This window comes from Candidatus Nanopelagicus limnes (assembly GCF_002287885.2).
Lineage (GTDB): Bacteria > Actinomycetota > Actinomycetes > Nanopelagicales > Nanopelagicaceae > Nanopelagicus > Nanopelagicus limnae.
This window is the reverse complement of record NZ_CP016768.2, coordinates 738798-759040: the sequence shown is the minus strand read 5'-3', so window position 1 is coordinate 759040 and position 20243 is coordinate 738798. Positions and strand designations below refer to the sequence as shown.

Genomic DNA, 20243 nt, shown 5'->3' with positions numbered 1-20243 from the left:
CAGGGCAGGTGTGAGCAAAATGGCATCGCTGATAGATTTCACCCCTCACCAAACACCTTGAAAGGCTCATTTTCCTATGGCTACTAAAACCAAATCAAAAGGCTCAGTTAAGGGTCGTAAACCACTTTGGATTGCAATCGTGGCCATCATCGCCTGGTTAGGTATCTCATCAGTTGCAGGACCAACATTTGGAAAACTTTCAACGGTTCAAGAAAATGATAACGCTGCATTTTTGCCAGATAACGCCGAATCTACTTTGGCTAGCAAGGTAACTGTTAAATTTTCAGACAGCTCAAATGATCAAATCCCAACCTTATTGGTTTTTCTAGGTGATGTTGATCCAAAGAAGAATCCAGCCAAACTGGGTGAAATTCAAAATTATTTAAATAAATTGGGCGAGAAGATTTTGCCAGAATCAGGCAAACCAATTAGCACCTATATAGTCCCAGGATTTCCAATCCAAGCTATTCCATCCGAGGATGGCAAGGCGGCGCTGGCAAATATCGCACTTAATTCTGATATCGCACAAGAAAATATTGAAGAGAAGCCGACTCTACCCATTCTTGTTGAATTCATTCGTGAGGATTTAAAGGAAAATTTTGAAGCCAAAAATCTCACCACCCATGTAACTGGTTTTGGTGGAATTTTTGCTGACCTGTTTGGTGCTTTCGGTTCAATTGATACAACCTTGCTCTTAACAACATTGATTGTTGTTTCTATCATTTTAATTATTGTTTATCGCTCACCATTCCTATGGATTTTGCCTCTGTTTACCGCAGTGACTGCATTGTCATTAGCTGGAACTGTGGTTTATTTCCTAGCGAAGGCAGGAACAATAGATTTGAATGGACAGTCGCAGGGAATCCTTTCAGTTTTGGTATTAGGCGCAGCAACTGACTATGCCTTGTTGCTGATTGCCAGGTATCGAGAAGAGTTGCACCATCATGAATCAAGATATGACGCAATGAGAATTGCATTACGAGGTGTAGTAGAACCAATTCTTGCTTCAGGATCAACAGTTATTGCCGGTCTATTAGTACTTCTGCTTAGCCAATTATCTGGGAACAGAGGTTTAGGTCCGGTAGGTGCAATTGGAATCGCATCAGCAATGATCACCGTGCTTACTTTCTTACCAGCACTTCTAGTTGTTTTTGGCCGCTGGATCTTTTGGCCAAAAGTTCCCCGGTTTGATGATGTGGATGAACAATTAAGTGGTGCTTGGTCAAAAATTGGTGCTGCAGTTGAAAAGAATCCAAAGCGAATCTGGGTTTCAACGGCGTTGCTACTAACAATTTTGGCAGGCTTTTCATTCACTCTTAAGGCAGATGGATTGGCCAATACCGAGGCATTCACAACTAGAACTGATTCTGTAATTGGACTTGAAAAATTAGGGGAGCACTTCCCAAGTGGTGAAGGATCACCGGTTGAGATAGTTGTAAAGGAAAATGATGTTGCCGCAGCAACTGCAGCACTAATGAGTGTTTCTAATGTGGCATTTGTTGAACCAATTGTTGCTGGTCAAAAGATTCCAGGACAACCTACTCCGCCAATCAAAGTGGTAGAGGGCAAAGTACTTTTAAATGCTACGTTAAAGGTTGCACCAGACTCAGTTGATGCTAGAAATACAATTCCTTTGATTCGTGATGCTGTAAAAGCGGTCGACAAAGATATATTGGTCGGCGGTGGAACAGCTGTTCAATATGACACCGATGTGGCATCACGACATGACAATCGATTGATCATTCCAATCGTGCTAGTGATTATCGGAATCATTCTAGGTCTATTGCTTCGAAGCATTTTGGCAGCAGGCATTCTCTTGCTAACGGTGGTGCTTTCTTTCATGGCAACACTTGGCGTTTGCCAACTTGTATTTGAGCATGTCTTTGGTTTTGCTGGTGCAGATGCATCATTCCCACTCTTTGCCTTCATCTTCTTGGTGGCATTAGGTATTGATTACAACATCTTCCTGATGACTCGAGTTCGCGAGGAGTCAATGAAGATTGGTACGCGAAAAGGTGTTATCAAGGGCTTAACGGTTACAGGCGGCGTTATTACCTCTGCTGGAATTGTTTTGGCAGCAACCTTTGCAGTTCTAGGTGTCTTGCCACTGGTGTTCCTGGCCGAACTTGGCTTTGCAGTTGCCTTTGGAGTTTTGCTGGACACAATTATTGTTCGATCCTTGTTGGTTCCAGCGCTAGTTCATGTAATTGGACCAAAGATCTGGTGGCCTTCAAAGCTGCAATATGAAAATAAGAAGTAGGATTTAAAGATGGCTCCCCGCGTTGGTATCGCAGGATACGGATTAGCGGGGAGATATTTTCACGCACCCTTACTAGTTGGTGCTGGCTTTGAGATCGCATCGATTTTAACCAGAAATGAACAAAGAATTCTGGATGCAAAAACTGATTTTCCAAATTCGCAAATTTGTAATTCACTTGAAGATCTACTTAAAACCAAAATTGATTTATTAGTTGTGGCTTCTGCAAATCAGTCTCATGCCGAACAAGCAATCGCCGGATTAAAAGCGGGTATTCCAGTTGTGGTTGATAAACCAATGGGGAGGACATTAAAAGAGACTGAAGAGATAATTGCAGTTTCAAAGCAAACTGGAGTTGGTGTTTCAACATATTTCAATCGCAAATGGGACTCAGATGCTTCAACTATTAAAAAGATTATTAGTGAAGGTTTGTTGGGTAAAATTTTTCGCTTAGAATCTCGATTTGAAGTCTTCCGTCCACAATTAAAGGGAGGGTGGCGAGAGAATAAGGATGTTGAGCAGGGTGGTGGAAACCTTCTTGATTTGCAGCCACATTTAATTTCAACCGCATTAGATTGGTTTGGTCCAGCACAATTAATAAGTGCCTCTGTTAGAGCGATCCGCGGCGGATCTGATGATGACATTGTTTTAACTCTTAAACATCAAAACGGTGTTGATTCATATTTGTCAGCAAGTGCGATTATGGGATCTGCTGGTCCTCGCATCAGATTAGTTGGCGATAAAGCCACCTTGGTAATCAAAGATTTAGATCCACAAGAAAGTTTGTTACGAAGTGGGGTGATACCAAAGGATGGAAAATGGCAGCAGAGCACAAAGAGTGCGGCATACATCCATGCAGGAGATCAAGTAGTTGAATATCAAGCAGTTGATGGAAATTACACCCAGTATTACGTAGAGGTGAAAAATGCGTTAGCTGGTGGAAAGTGGCCGGTAAGTACTGATGAAGCTTTAGCGGTAGCAAAAATTATCGATCAAGCTAGAGAGATCTCTTTCAGATAAGAATGAGTTTTGATTGCATAGTAGTTGGCGCAGGGTTAGCCGGATTAAGCGCTGTGCGAGAGCTAGAAAAATCTGGTCGATCTGTAATACTCCTAGAGGCCAGCGATTCTGTAGGCGGCCGAGTTAGAAGTGATTACATTGATGGATTCATTTGTGATCGTGGCTTTCAAGTAATCAATCCAAAATACCCAGAAGTTGCAAAAAGTGGAGTGTTAAAGGATTTAGATTTTAAATACTTCTCGGGTCAAATTAGATTAGCTGATTATCAAAGAAAAGTTGGTTATTCTCTTTCGACATTTTCATCCCAATTCGGTTCAGTTGGCGAGAAGTTAAAATTGCTTAGATTTGTAGCTAATCCGAAGGTGAGTAATTTAAGAAGTTTTGGTGACTACACCACCTCATTTCCAACGCTGTATGAGCGAGTCTTAAAACCGTTTTTGACTGGTGTATTTCTGAGTGATCCAAAAAATATTGCCGGCGATGTTGCCCAAGAGATTTTGCGCAGCTTTGTTAAATCACTACCTGGCATACCAGCTGGGGGAGTTGGCCAGTTCTCTCAAAGGTTGGCAGCATCAGTAAAGAATCTGAAATTAAATGAGCGGGTTGAGATGATCACTAAGGGCAAAGTTGTAACTACTGCAGGGCAATACAACGCTAAGTACATTGTTGTGGCGACTGATCCAACGACTGCCGCACAGCTAGTTACCGGTAGCGCACTTCCTAAAATGTTTGAATCAACTACCGCATACTTTGCCACCTCTGATCTGCCGATGGATGGTAAAAATCTTGTTATTTCATCTAACTCAAAGTTAGTGAATTCAATTGTTATCAGTCAGGTGTCTGCAAAGTATGCTCCAGTAGGTCAGCACTTAATTAGCGCCACATCACTTTCTCCAATAACAGAGAGTGTATTTAGAAAAGAGTTATCCAGTATTTGGCAGATGAATACTCAGCAGTGGCAATATGTTGCTAACTATGAGATCAAACAATCATTGCCAGCACATTTACCAGGACAGAGTAAATCTAGAAATTTACAGTTGGCAGAGGGTGTTTATGTCGCCGGAGATCACATGGCCACGCCTTCTCAGCAAGGGGCGATGAAAAGTGGTTATTTAGCCGCGAGGGCGATTAATCAACTAATGCGGTAAGTGCTGCAAGCAGATGTGGGTAATCAAACTCAAAGTTGTTATCCATTAATACTTTAGGAATAACTTTTTTAGATCCAAGCACCTCAGTTGAGAATCCACCTAGAGCTGCTCTGATTGCAAAAGCTGGAGCAGGAAAAAATGCTGGTCGCTTCAATGCCCGAGCTAATGCGGCGGTGAACTCTTGATTAGTCACTGGATTTGGAGCAGTTAGATTAACCGCTCCTTCAATTTTTGAATTCATTAAAAATGTCATCGCCCGAATTTGATCATGCAGCGTTATCCAAGACCACCATTGTTTGCCAGAACCTAACTTGCCACCTAAACCAAATTTAAATATCGGCATCATTCTTCCAAGAGCGCCACCAGTTGGGTCAAGCACTAAACCGGTTCTTAGCTTTACAGTTCTAACACTTGGCGCCAGGTTTGCAACTGCCTCCCATTCACGGCAAACAATTGATAGAAAATCCTCACCGCCTCGATCTGTTTCCACCACAGCGCGATTTCCAGTTTCACCGTAATATCCAATTGCGCTAGATGAAATGAAAACCTCTGGCTGTAATTGTTCACAGGCATTAGCAATTGTGGTTGTGCCAAGTAATCTGGAATTCAAAATCTCTGATCGATATGCCGCAGACCATCTTTTATCTCCAACACCAGCTCCAGCTAAATGAAATACCGCATCTATTCCCTCTAGTGGCTTTAAATCAATCTCACCTTTAACAGGATTCCAGGTGACCTCATCAGATAGTCGAGTTGGTCTTCTAACTAACTTTAAAACTTGATGGCCATCATTTTTTAGTTGAGCACAAAGTGCGCTACCAATTAATCCAGAAGCACCGGTGACTGCTATTTTTTTAGAACGTGGCAAATTACAGACCTAAATCAGATTCGAAGCGGCCCTCTTCAAGTCTTTCTTTTAATGTAACTAAGAAGCGCGCTGCATCTGCGCCATCGACAACTCGGTGATCGTAGGAGAGTGCAAGATAAACCATAGATCTAATCGCAATTGTTTCTCCGCCATCAGCACCTTTTACAACCATTGGGCGCTTAACTACTGCACCTAATCCAAGAATTGCTACCTGTGGTTGATTAATGATTGGTGTATCAAAAAGAGCGCCACGAGATCCGGTATTAGTAATGGTGAATGTTCCACCACCTAATTCATCTGGAGTAATCTTATTTTCTCTAGTTCTAGCTGCCACATCGGAAATCTTGCGAGCAACACCACCCATATTTAAATCACCAGCATCTTTTACAACTGGCACCAGTAATCCACGGTCAGTATCAACGGCAATTCCAAGGTGTTCAGAGCCATGGTAAGTAATTTGATCACCCTCAACTGAGGAGTTTAAAACTGGGTGTTGCTTTAATGCTTCACATACTGCAACTGCAAAAAATGGTAGGAATGTTAGTTTCACACCTTCTCGTGATTCAAAAGAGGCCTTCGCAGCATTTCGTAACCGATCAATTTTTGTAACATCGACTTCAACTACCGTTGTTAACTGCGCAGAGATTTTAAGTGATTCAACCATTCGATCTGCAATAACTTTTCTAAGTCTTGACATGCTCACAGTTGTGCCACGAAGTGGTGATACGGCAAGTGGTCCACGAGGAGCGGCAGCAGTTGATGCCATCACAGTTGCAGTTGGTGTTGCGGCAGCGCGTGGAGTTGCTGCCAAAATATCTTCTTTGCGAATTCTTCCGCCGACACCGGTTCCCTTAATTGTTGCAAGGTTTACACCAGCTTCTGCAGCTAGTTTTCGAACAATAGGAGTTACATACGCATCATCTGCGCGAGATGAGCTAACAGGCGCAGCTGCAACTGGGGCAGGAGCAATAACTGGCGCTGGCATAACAGCAGGTGCAACAGGCGCAGGTGTTGGTATTGGAGTTGGCGTAGGTGTTGCAACAGGTGCAACAGGAGTTGGTTTAGCAGCAGGTGCGGTTGTGCCAGAGACTCCAATGGAGGCTAAGCGAGCACCAACTGCAACAGTTGAATCAACTGGAACATCAATACTTAATACGGTGCCAGATACTGGAGAAGGAATTTCAGTATCCACTTTATCTGTTGAAACTTCCAGCAATGCCTCATCAGCAGCTATCGCGTCACCAACCTTCTTCAACCATCTTGTAACAGTTCCTTCAGTTACAGATTCACCTAATGCTGGCATAGAAACAATTGTGGCACCGCTACTTGCTGGCGCTGGAGTTGAAACTTGAACAGGTGCAACTGGAGTTGGAGCAGGAGTTGCTACTGGCGGCGGTGTCGGCGCAGCAACGGGTGCTGAAGTTTGCGCAGCAGGCTTAGCAGCAGAACCAGATTCAGCAATTACAGCAAGCTCTGCGCCAACTGCAACTGTGGAATCAACTTGCACAACAATTTTTTGTAATACGCCGGCAACTGGGGATGGAATTTCAGTATCGACTTTATCTGTTGAAACTTCTAGTAATGGCTCATCTACTGCAATTGAATCGCCCTCTTTTTTAAGCCAACGTGTAACAGTTCCTTCAGTTACAGATTCGCCAAGTGCTGGCATGGTTACTGAAAATGTCATTTATCTTTCAACCTTTCTATTAACCATGTTCAAATTATCCGTGGGCATGCAATGGCTTACCGGCCAAGGCTAAGTGTGCCTCACCCATTGCCTCAGACAAGGTTGGATGGGCATGAATGTGTTGGGCAACATCGGCGGCATCTGCTTCCCAGTTATAGATCAACTGAGCCTCAGCTAGTAACTCACCTACGCGAGAGCCCACCATGTGAATACCTAATACTGGGCCATTCTTCTTTGCTACCAATTTAACTGAACCAGCAGTTTTTAGAATATTAGCTTTGCCATTTCCTGCTAAATCATAATTTAACTCAACTACATCATTTCCAGCAGCCTTGGCTTGGGCAGTGGTTAGTCCAACGGAGGCAACTTCAGGCTCTGAGTAGGTAACTCGTGGGACGCCATCGTAATTTATTGCTCTTGGATTTAGCCCAGCAATTTCTTCCGCCACCATAATTCCTTCAGCAAATCCAACATGGGCTAATTGCAATGTTGGAATCAAATCTCCAACTGCCCAAATTCCAGCCACATTGGTTCGACACTTGTTATCAACGAGCACATAACCACGATCCATCTTTATGCCAGCCTCTTCATAACCAAGGCCTGCTGATACTGGTCCGCGACCTACTGCAACTAGAAGTATTTCAGCTGAGAATTCTTTGCCATCTTCTAGGGTGATCTTTACATCTTTCTTGCCACGCTCTGCAGATTTGAATTTAACTCCAAGTTCAAAATTAATTCCACGCTTGCGGAACGCGCGCTCTAATTGCTTACTTGAGGATTCATCCTCTAACGCCACTAAATGGTTAAGTCCTTCAATAATTGTTACCTCTGCACCAAATGATTTCCACACTGATGCAAACTCACAGCCAATTACTCCACCACCGAGGACTATTACAGATTTTGGAACGTAATCAAGTTTGATCGCTTGCTCGCTGGTAATGATTTGCTTGCCGTCAATTTCAAGGCCAGGAAGAGTTTTTGGATAAGAACCAGTTGCAAGGATTACATTCTTGCCGGTGTATTTTGTGCCGTTGGCTTCAACAGTGTTATTGGAAACTAACTTTCCACTACCTTGTACATAGGTAACATTTCTTGATTTAACTAAGCCTTCTAAACCTTTGTGAAGCTTTGCAATCACACCATCTTTATATGTATTAACTGCTGCCATGTCCATAGAGTGAAAATCTGCTTTAACGCCAAAATCTGCAGCATGCCTGGTGTTATCTGCAATCTCACCGGCGTGCAGGAGAGCTTTAGTTGGAATACAACCTTTATGTAGACAGGTGCCGCCGAGTTTTTCCTTCTCGATTAAAACTACTTTTTGACCTAACTGGGATGCGCGAAGTGCTGCTGCGTAACCACCACTACCGCCACCGAGAATTACTAGATCAAAATCGGCCATGAGGTAATCCTGCCACGAATCGTTGCCCTTGATAAACCAATGAAAATATCGACACTATGACTGTGAGGAAGCCAACTCAGCTAATTGCACAAGTGAGCGCAAGGCGATTCCGGTTCCACCAACTGGTGTATATCCATGTGCACTTTTTTCGTTATAGGCAGGACCTGCAATATCCAAGTGCAACCAAGGAGTTTGCGGATCAATAAACTCTTTTAAGAATATTCCAGCAACTAACATGCCACCCATTCGATCACCAATATTTGCAAGATCTGCAACTGGTGAATCAAGAGAAGCGCGAAGTTCTACAGGAAGTGGCATTGGCCAAAAAGATTCACCTGCTATTTCAGCAGCCTTTAAAAACTGATTACTAAACTCATCATTATTCGTCATGACTGCAGAGGTTCTTGTACCAAGTGCTACAACTTGTGCGCCAGTTAATGTGGCAACATCAATAATTCCATCTAATCCACCAGCTTTCTTGCCTACCTCAGCAGCTTTAACTAGTGCATCTGCTAAAACTAAGCGACCTTCAGCATCAGGATTTAACACTTCAACAGTTTTTCCACCGTAAATTGTTATGACATCACTAGGTCTGGTGGCGTTATCACTAACCATATTTTCAGCTAGTGGCGCCCAGCCATCAATTGCAATCGGCAATTTAAGTTGTGCGATGGCAAAGACTGCTGCGATTACTGCAGCTGCCCCGGACATATCTGATTTCATTGCCTCCATGCCATTAGCTGGCTTTAGTGCAAGGCCTCCGGTATCAAAGGTGATTCCTTTGCCGACAAATGCATATCGCTTTTTGGCTTTAGCTGGTGAGTATGAAACATGTAGTAACCGTGGTGGGTTTGCTGATCCTTGACCAACACCAATGATTCCGCCGTAGCCACCTTTTTTAAGTGAGGCATCATTGAAAATTTCAGCCTTAACTCCATACTTGGTAGAAAGTTTCTTAAGCTGTTGTGAGAAAGAATCTGGCGTTAAATGACTTGGCGGGGTATTGATTAAATCTCTAACTAAATAAGTTTGTTCAGCAATGATTTCAGCGCGCTTTGCAGCAGCTTTAGCTTGAGCGGTATCGGCAAATTTAGAGATCACACTTACCTGCGAAAGTGGCTCTTTTTGATCTTGCTTACTGCTACCTAGAAATTCTGTGAAGGTATAGGCGCCAAGAGCAGCACCCTCAGCAATGGCTGCTAATTCAACAACTGATTTATGGGGCAGTGAAAAGGTTGCGCTTTTATTTCCATTTAGGTCACGGGCTGCAGCCCCTGCTGCGCGCCTTAAATTTTCAGGATCAAATGCGGAGTTAATTTCACCTAATCCGGTGAAGACCACTAATTTTGTATTTTTGCCAGGCAACTTAATAACTTCATCTGCTTTTCCAGTCGCGCCCATTGCATTTAATGTTGCTAGCAATGAAGCACTATCTATTTGGGATGAACCAGATTCAATCTGAAGCTTCTTATTGGAGATAGCTAGGCCAACAACTAATATTTCACTATCAACTTTAGAAGTTAATTTCACCTTGGCCATTGCACTCCTGTTTTATCAAAATCGCAGTTTTTAGATCTGGGATAAGCCTAAAGGATTCTCATAAAAGGTGATAATTATGGGTATTACCAATGAGTGATTTCCATAAATAAGGCGTGTAGGTTTGGGCCATGAACCAATCACCACTGGCTGATAGTCATTTAGCTCTTAATGCAAAGATGGCTGATTTTGGTGGCTGGCTGATGCCAATTGAATATCCACAAACTGGCGCAATTGCAGAGTACACAGCAGTTCGACAACATGTTGGGATCTTTGATGTTTCACACCTAGGCAAAATCTCGGTAATAGGTGAGGGAAGCGTTGATTTCATAAACAAAATGGTCACAAATGATTTAACAAAAATTGCTACTGGGCAGGCCCAATACACCTTACTTTGCAATGAGGATGGTGGGGTAGTCGATGATCTGATTATTTATCGTAATTCAGATTCAGATCTATTCCTTATCCCAAATGCATCAAATACAACTGCCGTATTTGAAATATTAAATAGTAATTGCCCTGCTGGTATCAAGGTGACAAATCTGCATAATGATTACGCGGTGCTTGCGGTGCAGGGGCCAGATTCAGCTAAGGTTTTAAGTAAGGTTGGAATAGTTACAGATTTAGATTACATGTCATTTGTTCACACAAAAATTGATAATTGCCCAGTTATTTTGTGCCGTACTGGTTACACCGGTGAGTTTGGTTTTGAAATTATCCCAGCTTGGAAAGATGCGCAGCAGGTATGGGACAAATTGGTCTTAGCTATTGGTGAATTATCAGGTGCCATTTGCGGTCTTGGGGCAAGAGATCTACTTCGAACTGAAATGGGTTATCCACTTCATGGTCATGAGTTATCTCTAACAATCACACCTGTTGAAGCAGGGGCGAGTTGGGCAGTTGGCTGGGGTAAAGAAGTGTTTCGAGGCAGAGATGTTTTACTGAAGCAAAAAGAGAGCGGCAGTAAATTAAAGTTAAAAGCGATTGTTGCAACAGACCGCGGCATTCCGCGAAAAGATATGCAGGTTAAGGATTTAACTGGGCAGCTGATCGGTGTAGTCACCAGCGGAACTTTTTCACCAGCATTAAAAAAGGGAATTGGCCTGGCTTTAATCGATTCAAATGTGAAAAAGGATGATCAAGTTGTGATTGATATCCGTGGCAATGATTCAACCTTTACGGTCGTTTCCTTGCCATTAGTTGCATCTAAAGTTCGATAAAGCCAAGCCAGTTTCAAAACAGGCTTTTTAGCAAGCACCCCATAGACGCCAGGCGTACTCAGCGATAGTTGTGCCGATGTAGAGAATTCCGATGTGAGCGCAGAGTCCCAAGATTTTTGCAAACAGTGATTTAGTGGCGGTGGTTTTCTTTACCGACACAATCACAGGCACTTGATGGCTAGATAACATTATTACTCCTACTCAGGAAACTTAACATTACCATTATCGGCAAAAACAAAGGCGAGTGAATCACCAGGGTTTAATGCCAACTCCGCCACACCTACCTGAGCCCATGCCCACTTGGCATTTAGATCGGCCGGATTTGGCAGTGGTTGCTTGCGTTTTTCTAAGACCGCCCAATAGGCAAACTCAGCTGGCATATCTTTGCAACTTTCAATGTAATCCTCATGACCCTTAATACCTATCGGTTCATTAGCGTTAGGCAGGTTGTTTAATCTGCAAACAATTGCATCGCCATATTTATCAGTGCCCTCTAATTTAAAGTTTGCACTTTTCATGAGTTCTAGCGCTGTGATTTCATTATCGGTGGCTAGACATTTCTCATATGGCTCATTTTGCGGATCTAAAACGCCATAATCAATTACAACATTTACACAATTTTTTGTGGTTTGCGCTGAATAAAAGGTGATGCCACCGATTACCAGTGCTAGAACTGCGATTGCAGGTATGAATTTCTTTCCTGCCGTAAAGTACTTACTGAACATGTAATGCCTCTCAAGTAGAGAGTTTCACGTAAGCGAAAAAACTCATCTAAATGAGAATTCCCGCCCCGCAATCCTCGACGGGTGGTAACTAAATAAAATGTGTTGGGTAATCCGACTTGAAAAGAAATCTTTCTCACGGTTGCGGGACAGCGTCGGATTTACACCGACTTCCCCCAGTCACACTCTTCTTGCATTCCTTTATTAAGTTGTAGGCGGATTTTGCTGGCAAATGGGGTCAATAGCAAATCACCACGCACATTGCAGGCGTGCCCTGATCGAGTTATTGTTGGAATATGGAATATAGACGCCTTGGCAGTACTGGAATGTATGTCTCAGAGATTACTTACGGAAACTGGATTACTCATGGTTCCCAAGTAGAGGAGCAAGCAGCGGTTAAATGTGTGCGAGCTGCATTAGATCTTGGGATAACAACTTTAGATACTGCTGATGTTTATGCCGGTACTCGTGCTGAATCGGTCATGGGTAAGGCACTTAAAGGCGTTAAGCGAGAGTCATATGAGTTGTTCACCAAGGTTTATTGGCCAACTGGTACTGGAAAAAATGATCGCGGGTTATCTCGCAAACACATCATGGAATCTTGCAATGCTTCATTAAAACGTTTAAAGACTGATTATGTGGATCTATACCAAGCACATCGATTTGATTACGAAACACCACTTGAGGAAACTCTTGGAGCCTTTGATGATTTAATTCGAAGCGGCAAGGTTTTATACATTGGTTTTTCTGAATGGAATGCTGAGCAAATAGCAGCAGCGCTAAAGATTCAAGATCAAAAGGGTTACTACCGATTTATCTCTAGCCAACCTCAGTACTCAATGCTGTGGCGGGTTATTGAATCTGCTGTTGTGCCACTTTCTGAAAAAGAGGGGATTGGCCAAATTGTTTGGTCGCCAATTGCCCAAGGCGTATTAACTGGAAAATATCTACCAGGTAAGAAAGCTCCAGCTGGATCTCGTGCGACTGATAAAAAAAGTGGCGCAAATATGATCTCCGGCTTTATGAAGGATGAGATTTTAGAGAAGGTGCAAAAGTTAATTCCAATCGCAGCTAAGGTTGATTTAAGTCCAGCTCAACTTGCAATTGCTTGGGTTCTTCAAAATCCAAATGTATCTAGTGCGATTATTGGAGCAACTAAACCTTCTCAAATTAAAGAGAATGTGAAGGCATCTGGCGTTAAATTAGATAAATCAATAATGGATGAGATTGATGGCGTATTAACTGGTGTTGTTACTACCGATCCGAGTAAGACGGTTAGCCCAAAACCAAGGGCTTAGTCTCTACTTACCTTTTCGCTTATTGATTAAAACCTGCGGCGCTGGTGCTCGTAATCTACGTAGTTGAGTAGCCCGCATCCAGCCATACATTCCAATACCTCTTGTCGGCTCACTTGGAAACTTCTCTTTAACCATTTTCTTAATACGTCTGGATAACAAAATTCCATCCAGGGTTATAAAGATCATGGATGAGTACATGACTGCAACCGCAGCTAGTTGAACTGCTGGGATTGGAATGATGGTCAAAATTAATACCACCATGATGATAATTAAGAAATATTCGGTAACTGATTTTCGCTCATCAACATAATTTCTAACAAATCTTCTTGCCTCACCGCGATCTCTGATTGGCAGCGCGCTTTCTTCTCCGCGCATGTAAGCCGCTCTTGCTTCCAGGCGACGTTGGCGGGTTTGCTCTTTCAATACTTTTTTCGTTGCTTTGCTGGCATTAGGTGAAAGTGGTGAAAGCTTTGATTTCGCTTCACTCTCTTTACGCTTTGGAGTTGGCTTGCCTTTTTTTTCGCTCATGAGATTAAGGTAGGGCCAACATTTGGTCTAATGCAACTTTGGCATACTTTGCCACCTCATCTTCAACCTTGATTTGGTTGATTAACCGACCACTAACTAAAGATTCCATCGCCCAAACAAGGTGGGGTAGGTCAATTCGATTCATTGTGGAGCAATAACACACAGCTTTATCTAAGAAAACTATCTGCTTATCGGGATTCTCATTGGCAAGGCGCTGGACCAAATTTAATTCAGTTCCAATCGCCCATTTAGCGCCAGCCGGGGATTGGGAAACTGTTTTGATTATCATCTCCGTACTACCAACCACATCAGCATTTGAAACCACATCATGTTGGCACTCCGGATGAACTAATACCTTAACGCCGGGCAACTTCACTCGAACATCTTCAATATTTCCAACGGTAAATCTGCCATGTACTGAGCAGTGACCCCGCCAAAGAATTACCTTCGCATTCTTGATCGCATCATCAGTTAGGCCACCATTTGGTTTCCATGGGTTGTAGATAACGCAATCGGCAAGTGTGAGACCTAAAGATAAAACAGCGGTGTTTCTTCCTAAATGTTGATCTGGCAAAAACAATATTTTTTCACCCTTTTCAAATGCCCACTTCATCGCTCTGGCAGCATTTGAAGAGGTGCATACCGCTCCATGATTTTTGCCGGTGAAGGCTTTAATTGCAGCTGATGAGTTCATATAAGTAATAGGAATAGTTTTCTTTGCCACACCTAGTTTTTCTAAAACCTGCCAGCAATCAGCCACTTGAGATGCAGTTGCCATATCTGCCATGGAACAGCCGGCAGCAAGATCAGGCAAAATAACTTTTTGATTTTTGGTAGTTAAAATATCGGCGCTTTCTGCCATAAAGTGAACACCACAGAAGAAAATAAATTCAGCCGCAGAGTTTTCAGCTGCTGCTTGCGCTAATTTAAATGAATCACCTCTAATATCAGCAAAAGCAATTACTTCATCTCGCTGGTAATGATGGCCCAGCACCATCGCTTTAGCGCCTAAAGCTTTTCGGGCCACTTGGGCTCGATCTACTAATTGCGGATCACTTGCAGCAGGCAGTTGGCCATCGCATGAGACGCCCCGCTCGCTATTTAGATCAGATTCACTGCCAAGTAGCAGCAGATCACTTGTTCCCATGTGGGCAAGTGTAAACGCTCACAGGTTTTGGTGCAGAAATCCTTGGCTAGAACTAGTAGCCTATGAGCCTAAGTTAGGTATTGGAGAGTAGGTGAGTATGAGCACAGAGACAACAACAACGACAACATCTGCTGGCATTGCACTATCTGATGTTGCAGCACAAAAGGTTTCATCACTGCTAAAACAAGAAGGCCGAGATGATTTAAGTCTTCGCGTTGCAGTTCAACCTGGTGGTTGCTCTGGACTTCGCTACCAACTTTATTTTGATGATCGAGCCCTTGATGGTGACACCATTACTGAGTTTGGTGCCGAAAAAGTTAAGGTTGTAACTGACAAAATGAGTACGCCATATTTAATGGGTGCAACAATTGATTTTGTAGACACAATTGAGAAGCAAGGCTTCACAATTGATAATCCAAATGCCCAAGGCTCTTGTGCTTGCGGCGATTCATTTAACTAATCTAAGTTAAATAAACAATATGAAGGTGGCAGTTGCCGGCTCAGTCGGTGGCGACCACATCATGAGTTTTGGTGGCAAGTTCACCGATTCACTTGTGGCTGGCTCATTAGCCAAAGTTTCACTCTCATTCTTAGTTGATACTCTTGAAATCAGACGTGGTGGGTGTGGTGCAAATATTTCTTTTGGAATGGGCGCCCTTGGTTTAGATCCAGTTCTAATTGCAGCGGTTGGACGTGACTGGGTTGATTATGAAGCTTGGCTAAAGCGCCATGGCGTTGATACCTCACATGTTTTAGTATCAGACAAACTTCACACCGCAACATTTATGGTGACTACTGATACTGAGTTAAATCAAATTGCATCATTTTTTCCAGGGGCAATGAGTGAAGCGCGAAATATTGAGTTAGAACCAATAATGGCAAAGACTGGAAAATTTGATCTCCTAGTTATTTCACCAGATGATCCTGAAGCAATGATGCGCTACTCAGAGATGGCGAGAGCTTTAAAGATTCCAGTTGCTGCAGATCCATCACAGCAAATGGCAAGAATGGATGGCAAGGAGATTGCGCAGTTAATTGAAGGTGCTAAATATTTGTTCTTAAATGAGTATGAGTTAGCACTAGCAATTCAAAAAACTGGCTGGACTGACCGCCAATTATTTGATCGTGTGCAGGTTCGTGTTGTAACACTTGGTTCAAAAGGTGCGCAGATAGAAGAGCATGGCAAGGAAACAATTTATGTGGGAGTGCCAAAAGAAAAAGAGAAGTTGGATCCAACTGGCGTTGGAGATAATTTCAGATCTGGATTTATCGCCGGGCTTTCTTGGGGATTAGGTCATGAAAGATGTGGCCAACTTGGCTCATTGCTCGCTACCTACTGTATAGAGACAACTGGCACACAGGAGTATCGATTCACTAAGGATGAATTCCTAAGTAGATTTGAAATTGCTTATGGAAAGGCTGCAGCTGATGAGGTTAGGCCTCATCTAAATGTGCGATTAGCTGGTTAGTTACTTCCGCAATTTTTCAACACAACTCTTTAATGATTGGCAAAACTCTCTCACCATTTGCTCGGTAATATCTTTATGAAGCGTTAATCGGATATTTCCAGCGATTGGTCTGCCCATGGCTGCCAACACATGACTTGGCTGCATATCTGCTGACTTACATGCCGAACCAGAGTCCACGGCGAATCCTAAATCTTCAAGGCTTAGTAATAAGCGATCAGCTTCTACGCCAGAGACGGAAAATGATAAAAACTTTGATAATCCATTAAGGGAAGAAGCAATATCTACATCAGAAATTTCAGATTTAATAAAGTTAATTATCTGCTCTTTTAAATTAGCCCTGATATCACTATCTGCTAAATAAGCTTCTAAAGCAACTGAGCTTGCGATCGCAAGTGGAATTGAAAAACCACCAGGCACTCTGGTGTGGTCATTATGTGGCAGAGGATTTCGCCAATCTTTTGCCTGTTTAATAACTAATATGCCAAAGCCAGCAGGTCCTTGCCAGCTAGCACTATCAAATAGCGCGGTTTGATAATCAAAAGTAGGTAGTAAATCGATACCACTTGCAGTGCAGTCAGCAAATATCGCGCCGTCAGTAGCAGGCTTTGTTTGAATATTTCCACTTTCACCATTGGCCACTTGCCAAACAACTACATCCTTAGCTGTTGCTGAAAAAGCACCTATCTGGCCATTGTTATCAACTGGTAGACAAGTAACCTGCCTACCTTTGTTTTCTTCATTAGATGCAACAGCAAAAACACGTTGGCGATCAATACTTGAATAAAATAATTCACTTTCAGCTTTTAACAATCCAGAAATTCCTAATTGAAAACCCAGATCACTCTCACCTAAAAATTCCAACTCATCGGGGCGAACTTTTAGCAGCTCAGCAAATTTTTCTCGAACCTGTTGGAGCAAAATTGCTGTTTGCCTTGAATTGTTGTTTAACTTATTTGGGTCAGCCCATCCTTTAGAAAAGAACTGATTTAACAAGGCCATTGCTGCAGGGTGTAGCACTCTTTCCTGCTGAAAATCGGCTGTGATGCGAACCACCTTCTACCCCCAACTGCCTGCATGCGACATTGCTATGGCAGAAGGTTATCCTTAAGCCTATGCGTATGCCTTACCGAAAATCTCTGATTCCTTTGCTGGCATTAAGCCCATTATTGGCAGGTTGCGCGAAAGAAGATGTGCCTGGACTTGGGTTTGAAGAGGGAATTACAAGCGTTAATGATGCTTCATTATCTCTTTGGCAAGGCGCCTGGATTGCAGCAGGTGTAGTTGGCGTATTCACTCTAATTTTAATTTTATGGCCAGCAATTTTCCATCGTAAAAAAGATGAAAGCTTTCCAAATCAAACTCAGTACAACATTCCAGTCGAGGTTGCATACACCGTAATTCCTTTCATCATCGTTGCAGTTCTTTTCTATTTCACAGTCCAACGAGAATCAAAGATTGTGAAGATTTCTCCAGACGCGCAAGTTTCACACTTCATTGATGTGGTTGGATTTCAGTGGTCATGGCAGTTTAAGTACAAGGATGCTGGCGACTTTAAGAGCGCCATTGTTACAGGTACTCCAGCGCAACCGCCGACCTTAGTTCTGCCGCAGGGGGAGAAGGTTAGATTTACCTTGGATGCAAATGATGTGGTCCATGGTTTTTGGATCCCAGCTTTTATGATCCAAATGCAAAATCTGCCAGGAGTAACCAATCAACTTGAGTTCACTGCTAACAAGTTAGGTACATACCCTGGAAGATGCAACATTCTTTGCGGACGAAACCACGCTCAGATGCTATTTACGGTAAAAGTTGTAACACCAAGTGAGTATCAAAAATATCTTGATGATCTAGTCGCCGAAGAGAAAGCAGCAACCGCATGACCACTTACGCCCAACGACCAGTAATTTCATCTTCGCCTTCAGCGCCCGCGCCAACTTCGAAGGGCAGATTATTAGTTAAGTGGTTAACCTCAACAGATCACAAGACAATCGGCTACCTTTATTTGATTACATCTTTTGCATGGTTTTTAATAGGCGGACTTTTAGCCCTGCTCCTTCGAGGCGAGCTTGCCCGTCCAGGAATGCAATTTTTAAGTAACGAGCAGTACAACCAAATCTTCACAATGCACGGAACCATCATGTTGTTGATGTTTGCGACCCCATTATTTGTTGGTTTTGCAAATGTAATTATGCCTTTGCAAATTGGCGCAGCAGATGTTGCCTTCCCAAGATTAAACATGCTCTCTTATTGGTTGTATTTATTTGGTGGCACCATGGCATTCATTGGATTCATTACACCAGGGGGCGCAGCATCATTTGGTTGGACTGCTTACGCGCCATTATCTAATGCACAGTACTCACCTGGAATTGGCGCTGATCTTTGGTTGGTAGGACTTGCAATTGGTGGTCTTGGCACAATCCTTGGCGGCGTTAACTTTGTAACCACTATTTTGACCATGCGAGCCCCAGGTATGACGATGTTTAGAATGTCGATCTTTTCTTGGAACGTACTGCTTACTTCGATATTAGTTTTAATTGCATTCCCACCTCTTGCAGCAGCTTTTCTAGCTCTTGAATCTGATCGATTATTTGGTTCTCATATTTTTGATCCAGCAAATGGTGGTGCGATGTTGTGGCAACATCTTTTCTGGTTCTTTGGCCACCCAGAGGTTTATATCTTGGCGCTGCCATTCTTTGGAATCGCAACAGAAATTTTGCCGGTATTTAGCCGTAAACCAATCTTTGGTTACAAGGGATTAATTGCAGCAACGATTGCAATCGCAGCATTATCTGTTGCGGTTTGGGCTCACCATATGTATGCAAGCGGTCAGGTCTTACTGCCCTTCTTCTCCTTTATGACATTTTTAATTGGCGTACCAACTGGCGTTAAGTTCTTTAATTGGATCGGAACCATGTGGCGCGGCTCTGTTACATTTGAAACACCAATGTTGTTTGTGATGGGCTTTTTGATTACATTCCTTTTCGGTGGCTTAACTGGAATTATCTTGGCTAGCCCACCACTTGATTTTGCAGTTTCTGCCTCCTACTTCGTAGTTGCACACTTCCACTACGTTTTGTTTGGCACAGTGGTGTTTTCAATGTTTGCTGGGTTTTACTTCTGGTGGCCAAAGATGACTGGCAAGATGTTAGATGAAACCCTTGGAAAGATTCATTTCTGGACTTTATTCTTCGGCTTCCACTTAACATTCTTAATTCAACATTGGTTGGGCATTAAGGGATTCCCACGTAGATATGCAGATTACTTAGCCTCTGATGGATTTACCTTTATGAATATGGTTTCAACTGTTGGTTCTGGCCTGCTAGCACTTTCAATGATTCCATTCTTTATGGCGGTATGGAAATCTAGAACTTCACCAAAGGTAACTAGTAATGATCCTTGGGGGTATGGCTCATCCCTTGAATGGGTAACTTCTTGTCCACCACCACGACATAACTTCACATCTATTCCTAGAATTCGATCTGAGCGTCCGGCATTTGATCTTCACTATCCACACATGGCTCAGAAAGAAAATCACTAATGAAAACCAGTTGGTTGCTCTTTATTGGTTTATCAATCTTTTATGCAATCATGACTGTGATTTATTGGCAGCTAGGTGGTGAGCCAGTAGGAGTTACTGCAATTGCACTTAGCGGTGGCTTAGCTTTAATTATTGGTTTTTATCTTTGGTTTACAGCCCGCCGATTAGGAAACGTGTTACCAGAGGATAATCTGCAAGGAGAGATCGCAGATTCTGCTGGTGAATTAGGGTTTTATTCACCCCATTCATGGTGGCCACTTCCAGTAGCACTTTCAGCTTGCACACTTGGATTAGGTCTGATTATCGGATGGTGGCTAGTACTAATTGGAGTCGGAAGTTTATTGATTTCAGTTCTTGGCTTAGTTTTACAATACGAGCGCCCCTCAAATACTGCACACTAATT

18 protein-coding genes and 1 riboswitch are annotated in these 20243 nt (G+C 42.9%); of the genes, 10 read left to right on the top strand and 8 right to left on the bottom strand.

Going from position 1 to position 20243, the window contains the following annotated elements; genetic code table 11:
- Nucleotides 1–76: 76 nt before the first annotated feature.
- The 3 genes from B1s21122_RS03780 to B1s21122_RS03770 are packed head-to-tail and all read left to right on the top strand — an operon-like array spanning nt 77 to nt 4425.
- Nucleotides 77–2260 carry an MMPL family transporter gene (locus B1s21122_RS03780; protein ID WP_095680560.1) on the top strand — a complete coding sequence of 728 codons (2184 nt, stop codon included), beginning with the start codon at nt 77–79 and terminating at the stop codon, nt 2258–2260.
- 9 nt (nt 2261–2269) lie between these two features.
- Nucleotides 2270–3277 carry a Gfo/Idh/MocA family protein gene (locus B1s21122_RS03775; RefSeq protein ID WP_095680561.1) on the top strand — a complete coding sequence of 336 codons (1008 nt, stop codon included), beginning with the start codon at nt 2270–2272 and terminating at the stop codon, nt 3275–3277.
- A gap of 2 nt (nt 3278–3279) precedes the next feature.
- Nucleotides 3280–4425, top strand: a complete 1146-nt coding sequence (locus B1s21122_RS03770) for an NAD(P)/FAD-dependent oxidoreductase (protein ID WP_095680562.1) — start codon at nt 3280–3282, stop codon at nt 4423–4425.
- Here the strand turns inward: B1s21122_RS03770 and B1s21122_RS03765 are convergent.
- The 4 genes from B1s21122_RS03765 to B1s21122_RS03750 are packed head-to-tail and all read right to left on the bottom strand — an operon-like array spanning nt 4406 to nt 9921.
- On the bottom strand, nt 4406–5293 hold the full coding sequence (locus B1s21122_RS03765) for a TIGR01777 family oxidoreductase (protein WP_095680563.1): 888 nt from the start codon (nt 5291–5293) through the stop codon (nt 4406–4408). The genes B1s21122_RS03770 and B1s21122_RS03765 overlap by 20 nt on opposite strands.
- 1 nt (nt 5294) lies before the next feature.
- On the bottom strand, nt 5295–6980 hold the full coding sequence (gene sucB, locus B1s21122_RS03760; protein ID WP_095680564.1) for a 2-oxoglutarate dehydrogenase, E2 component, dihydrolipoamide succinyltransferase: 1686 nt from the start codon (nt 6978–6980) through the stop codon (nt 5295–5297).
- A 34-nt stretch (nt 6981–7014) separates the two neighbouring features.
- Nucleotides 7015–8382 carry a dihydrolipoyl dehydrogenase gene (gene lpdA / locus B1s21122_RS03755; RefSeq protein WP_095680565.1) on the bottom strand — a complete coding sequence of 456 codons (1368 nt, stop codon included), beginning with the start codon at nt 8380–8382 and terminating at the stop codon, nt 7015–7017.
- A 54-nt stretch (nt 8383–8436) separates the two neighbouring features.
- Nucleotides 8437–9921 carry a leucyl aminopeptidase gene (locus B1s21122_RS03750; protein ID WP_095680566.1) on the bottom strand — a complete coding sequence of 495 codons (1485 nt, stop codon included), beginning with the start codon at nt 9919–9921 and terminating at the stop codon, nt 8437–8439.
- 128 nt (nt 9922–10049) lie between these two features.
- On the opposite strand from B1s21122_RS03750, the gene gcvT reads away from it, so the two are divergent.
- Nucleotides 10050–11138: a glycine cleavage system aminomethyltransferase GcvT gene (gcvT, locus tag B1s21122_RS03745; protein WP_095680567.1), complete on the top strand. Its 1089-nt coding sequence runs from the start codon at nt 10050–10052 to the stop codon at nt 11136–11138.
- A 197-nt stretch (nt 11139–11335) separates the two neighbouring features.
- On the opposite strand, the gene B1s21122_RS03740 is transcribed toward gcvT, so the two are convergent.
- On the bottom strand, nt 11336–11863 hold the full coding sequence (locus tag B1s21122_RS03740; RefSeq protein ID WP_095680568.1) for a hypothetical protein: 528 nt from the start codon (nt 11861–11863) through the stop codon (nt 11336–11338).
- 52 nt (nt 11864–11915) lie between these two features.
- A riboswitch (adenosylcobalamin (AdoCbl) riboswitch) is annotated at nt 11916–12062 on the bottom strand.
- A 94-nt stretch (nt 12063–12156) separates the two neighbouring features.
- On the opposite strand from B1s21122_RS03740, the gene B1s21122_RS03735 reads away from it, so the two are divergent.
- Nucleotides 12157–13158 carry an aldo/keto reductase family protein gene (locus tag B1s21122_RS03735; protein ID WP_095680569.1) on the top strand — a complete coding sequence of 334 codons (1002 nt, stop codon included), beginning with the start codon at nt 12157–12159 and terminating at the stop codon, nt 13156–13158.
- 3 nt (nt 13159–13161) lie between these two features.
- Here the strand turns inward: B1s21122_RS03735 and B1s21122_RS03730 are convergent, their stop codons facing one another.
- Nucleotides 13162–13686 carry a DUF3043 domain-containing protein gene (locus tag B1s21122_RS03730; RefSeq protein WP_095680570.1) on the bottom strand — a complete coding sequence of 175 codons (525 nt, stop codon included), beginning with the start codon at nt 13684–13686 and terminating at the stop codon, nt 13162–13164.
- 4 nt (nt 13687–13690) lie between these two features.
- Nucleotides 13691–14833, bottom strand: a complete 1143-nt coding sequence (gene nadA / locus B1s21122_RS03725; protein WP_095680571.1) for a quinolinate synthase NadA — start codon at nt 14831–14833, stop codon at nt 13691–13693.
- Between the two features lie 97 nt (nt 14834–14930).
- Here nadA and B1s21122_RS03720 point away from each other — a divergent pair, with 97 nt between their 5' ends.
- Both B1s21122_RS03720 and B1s21122_RS03715 read left to right on the top strand, forming a co-directional pair.
- Nucleotides 14931–15293 (top strand): HesB/IscA family protein, encoded by a 363-nt coding sequence (locus tag B1s21122_RS03720; RefSeq protein WP_095680572.1) that lies wholly within the window; start codon nt 14931–14933, stop codon nt 15291–15293.
- A gap of 19 nt (nt 15294–15312) precedes the next feature.
- Nucleotides 15313–16302, top strand: coding sequence for a carbohydrate kinase family protein (locus B1s21122_RS03715; protein WP_095680573.1), 990 nt, complete (start codon nt 15313–15315; stop codon nt 16300–16302).
- On the opposite strand, the gene B1s21122_RS03710 is transcribed toward B1s21122_RS03715, so the two are convergent.
- Nucleotides 16303–17301 carry a cysteine desulfurase gene (locus tag B1s21122_RS03710; protein ID WP_095681237.1) on the bottom strand — a complete coding sequence of 333 codons (999 nt, stop codon included), beginning with the start codon at nt 17299–17301 and terminating at the stop codon, nt 16303–16305.
- Between the two features lie 113 nt (nt 17302–17414).
- On the opposite strand from B1s21122_RS03710, the gene ctaC reads away from it, so the two are divergent.
- The 3 genes from ctaC to B1s21122_RS03695 are packed head-to-tail and all read left to right on the top strand — an operon-like array spanning nt 17415 to nt 20241.
- Nucleotides 17415–18182: an aa3-type cytochrome oxidase subunit II gene (gene ctaC / locus B1s21122_RS03705; protein WP_095680574.1), complete on the top strand. Its 768-nt coding sequence runs from the start codon at nt 17415–17417 to the stop codon at nt 18180–18182.
- Nucleotides 18179–19840, top strand: a complete 1662-nt coding sequence (gene ctaD / locus B1s21122_RS03700) for an aa3-type cytochrome oxidase subunit I (protein ID WP_095680575.1) — start codon at nt 18179–18181, stop codon at nt 19838–19840. The genes ctaC and ctaD overlap by 4 nt, the downstream gene beginning before the upstream one ends.
- The gene (locus tag B1s21122_RS03695) at nt 19840–20241 is read left to right on the top strand and encodes a cytochrome c oxidase subunit 4 (protein ID WP_095680576.1); all 402 of its coding nucleotides are present in this window, start codon (nt 19840–19842) and stop codon (nt 20239–20241) included. The genes ctaD and B1s21122_RS03695 overlap by 1 nt, the downstream gene beginning before the upstream one ends.
- Nucleotides 20242–20243: the final 2 nt, after the last annotated feature.

Coding starts and splice junctions, on each gene's coding strand:
- nadA (WP_095680571.1), bottom strand. CDS start 14,833: ATGGGAACAAGTGATCTGCTGCTACTTGGCAGTGAATCTGATCTAAAT.
- ctaD (WP_095680575.1), top strand. CDS start 18,179: ATGACCACTTACGCCCAACGACCAGTAATTTCATCTTCGCCTTCAGCG.
- B1s21122_RS03750 (WP_095680566.1), bottom strand. CDS start 9,921: ATGGCCAAGGTGAAATTAACTTCTAAAGTTGATAGTGAAATATTAGTT.
- sucB (WP_095680564.1), bottom strand. CDS start 6,980: ATGACATTTTCAGTAACCATGCCAGCACTTGGCGAATCTGTAACTGAA.
- lpdA (WP_095680565.1), bottom strand. CDS start 8,382: ATGGCCGATTTTGATCTAGTAATTCTCGGTGGCGGTAGTGGTGGTTAC.
- B1s21122_RS03740 (WP_095680568.1), bottom strand. CDS start 11,863: ATGTTCAGTAAGTACTTTACGGCAGGAAAGAAATTCATACCTGCAATC.
- ctaC (WP_095680574.1), top strand. CDS start 17,415: ATGCGTATGCCTTACCGAAAATCTCTGATTCCTTTGCTGGCATTAAGC.
- B1s21122_RS03775 (WP_095680561.1), top strand. CDS start 2,270: ATGGCTCCCCGCGTTGGTATCGCAGGATACGGATTAGCGGGGAGATAT.
- B1s21122_RS03710 (WP_095681237.1), bottom strand. CDS start 17,301: ATGGCCTTGTTAAATCAGTTCTTTTCTAAAGGATGGGCTGACCCAAAT.
- B1s21122_RS03770 (WP_095680562.1), top strand. CDS start 3,280: ATGAGTTTTGATTGCATAGTAGTTGGCGCAGGGTTAGCCGGATTAAGC.
- B1s21122_RS03715 (WP_095680573.1), top strand. CDS start 15,313: ATGAAGGTGGCAGTTGCCGGCTCAGTCGGTGGCGACCACATCATGAGT.
- B1s21122_RS03695 (WP_095680576.1), top strand. CDS start 19,840: ATGAAAACCAGTTGGTTGCTCTTTATTGGTTTATCAATCTTTTATGCA.
- B1s21122_RS03735 (WP_095680569.1), top strand. CDS start 12,157: ATGGAATATAGACGCCTTGGCAGTACTGGAATGTATGTCTCAGAGATT.
- B1s21122_RS03720 (WP_095680572.1), top strand. CDS start 14,931: ATGAGCACAGAGACAACAACAACGACAACATCTGCTGGCATTGCACTA.
- B1s21122_RS03780 (WP_095680560.1), top strand. CDS start 77: ATGGCTACTAAAACCAAATCAAAAGGCTCAGTTAAGGGTCGTAAACCA.
- B1s21122_RS03730 (WP_095680570.1), bottom strand. CDS start 13,686: ATGAGCGAAAAAAAAGGCAAGCCAACTCCAAAGCGTAAAGAGAGTGAA.
- gcvT (WP_095680567.1), top strand. CDS start 10,050: ATGAACCAATCACCACTGGCTGATAGTCATTTAGCTCTTAATGCAAAG.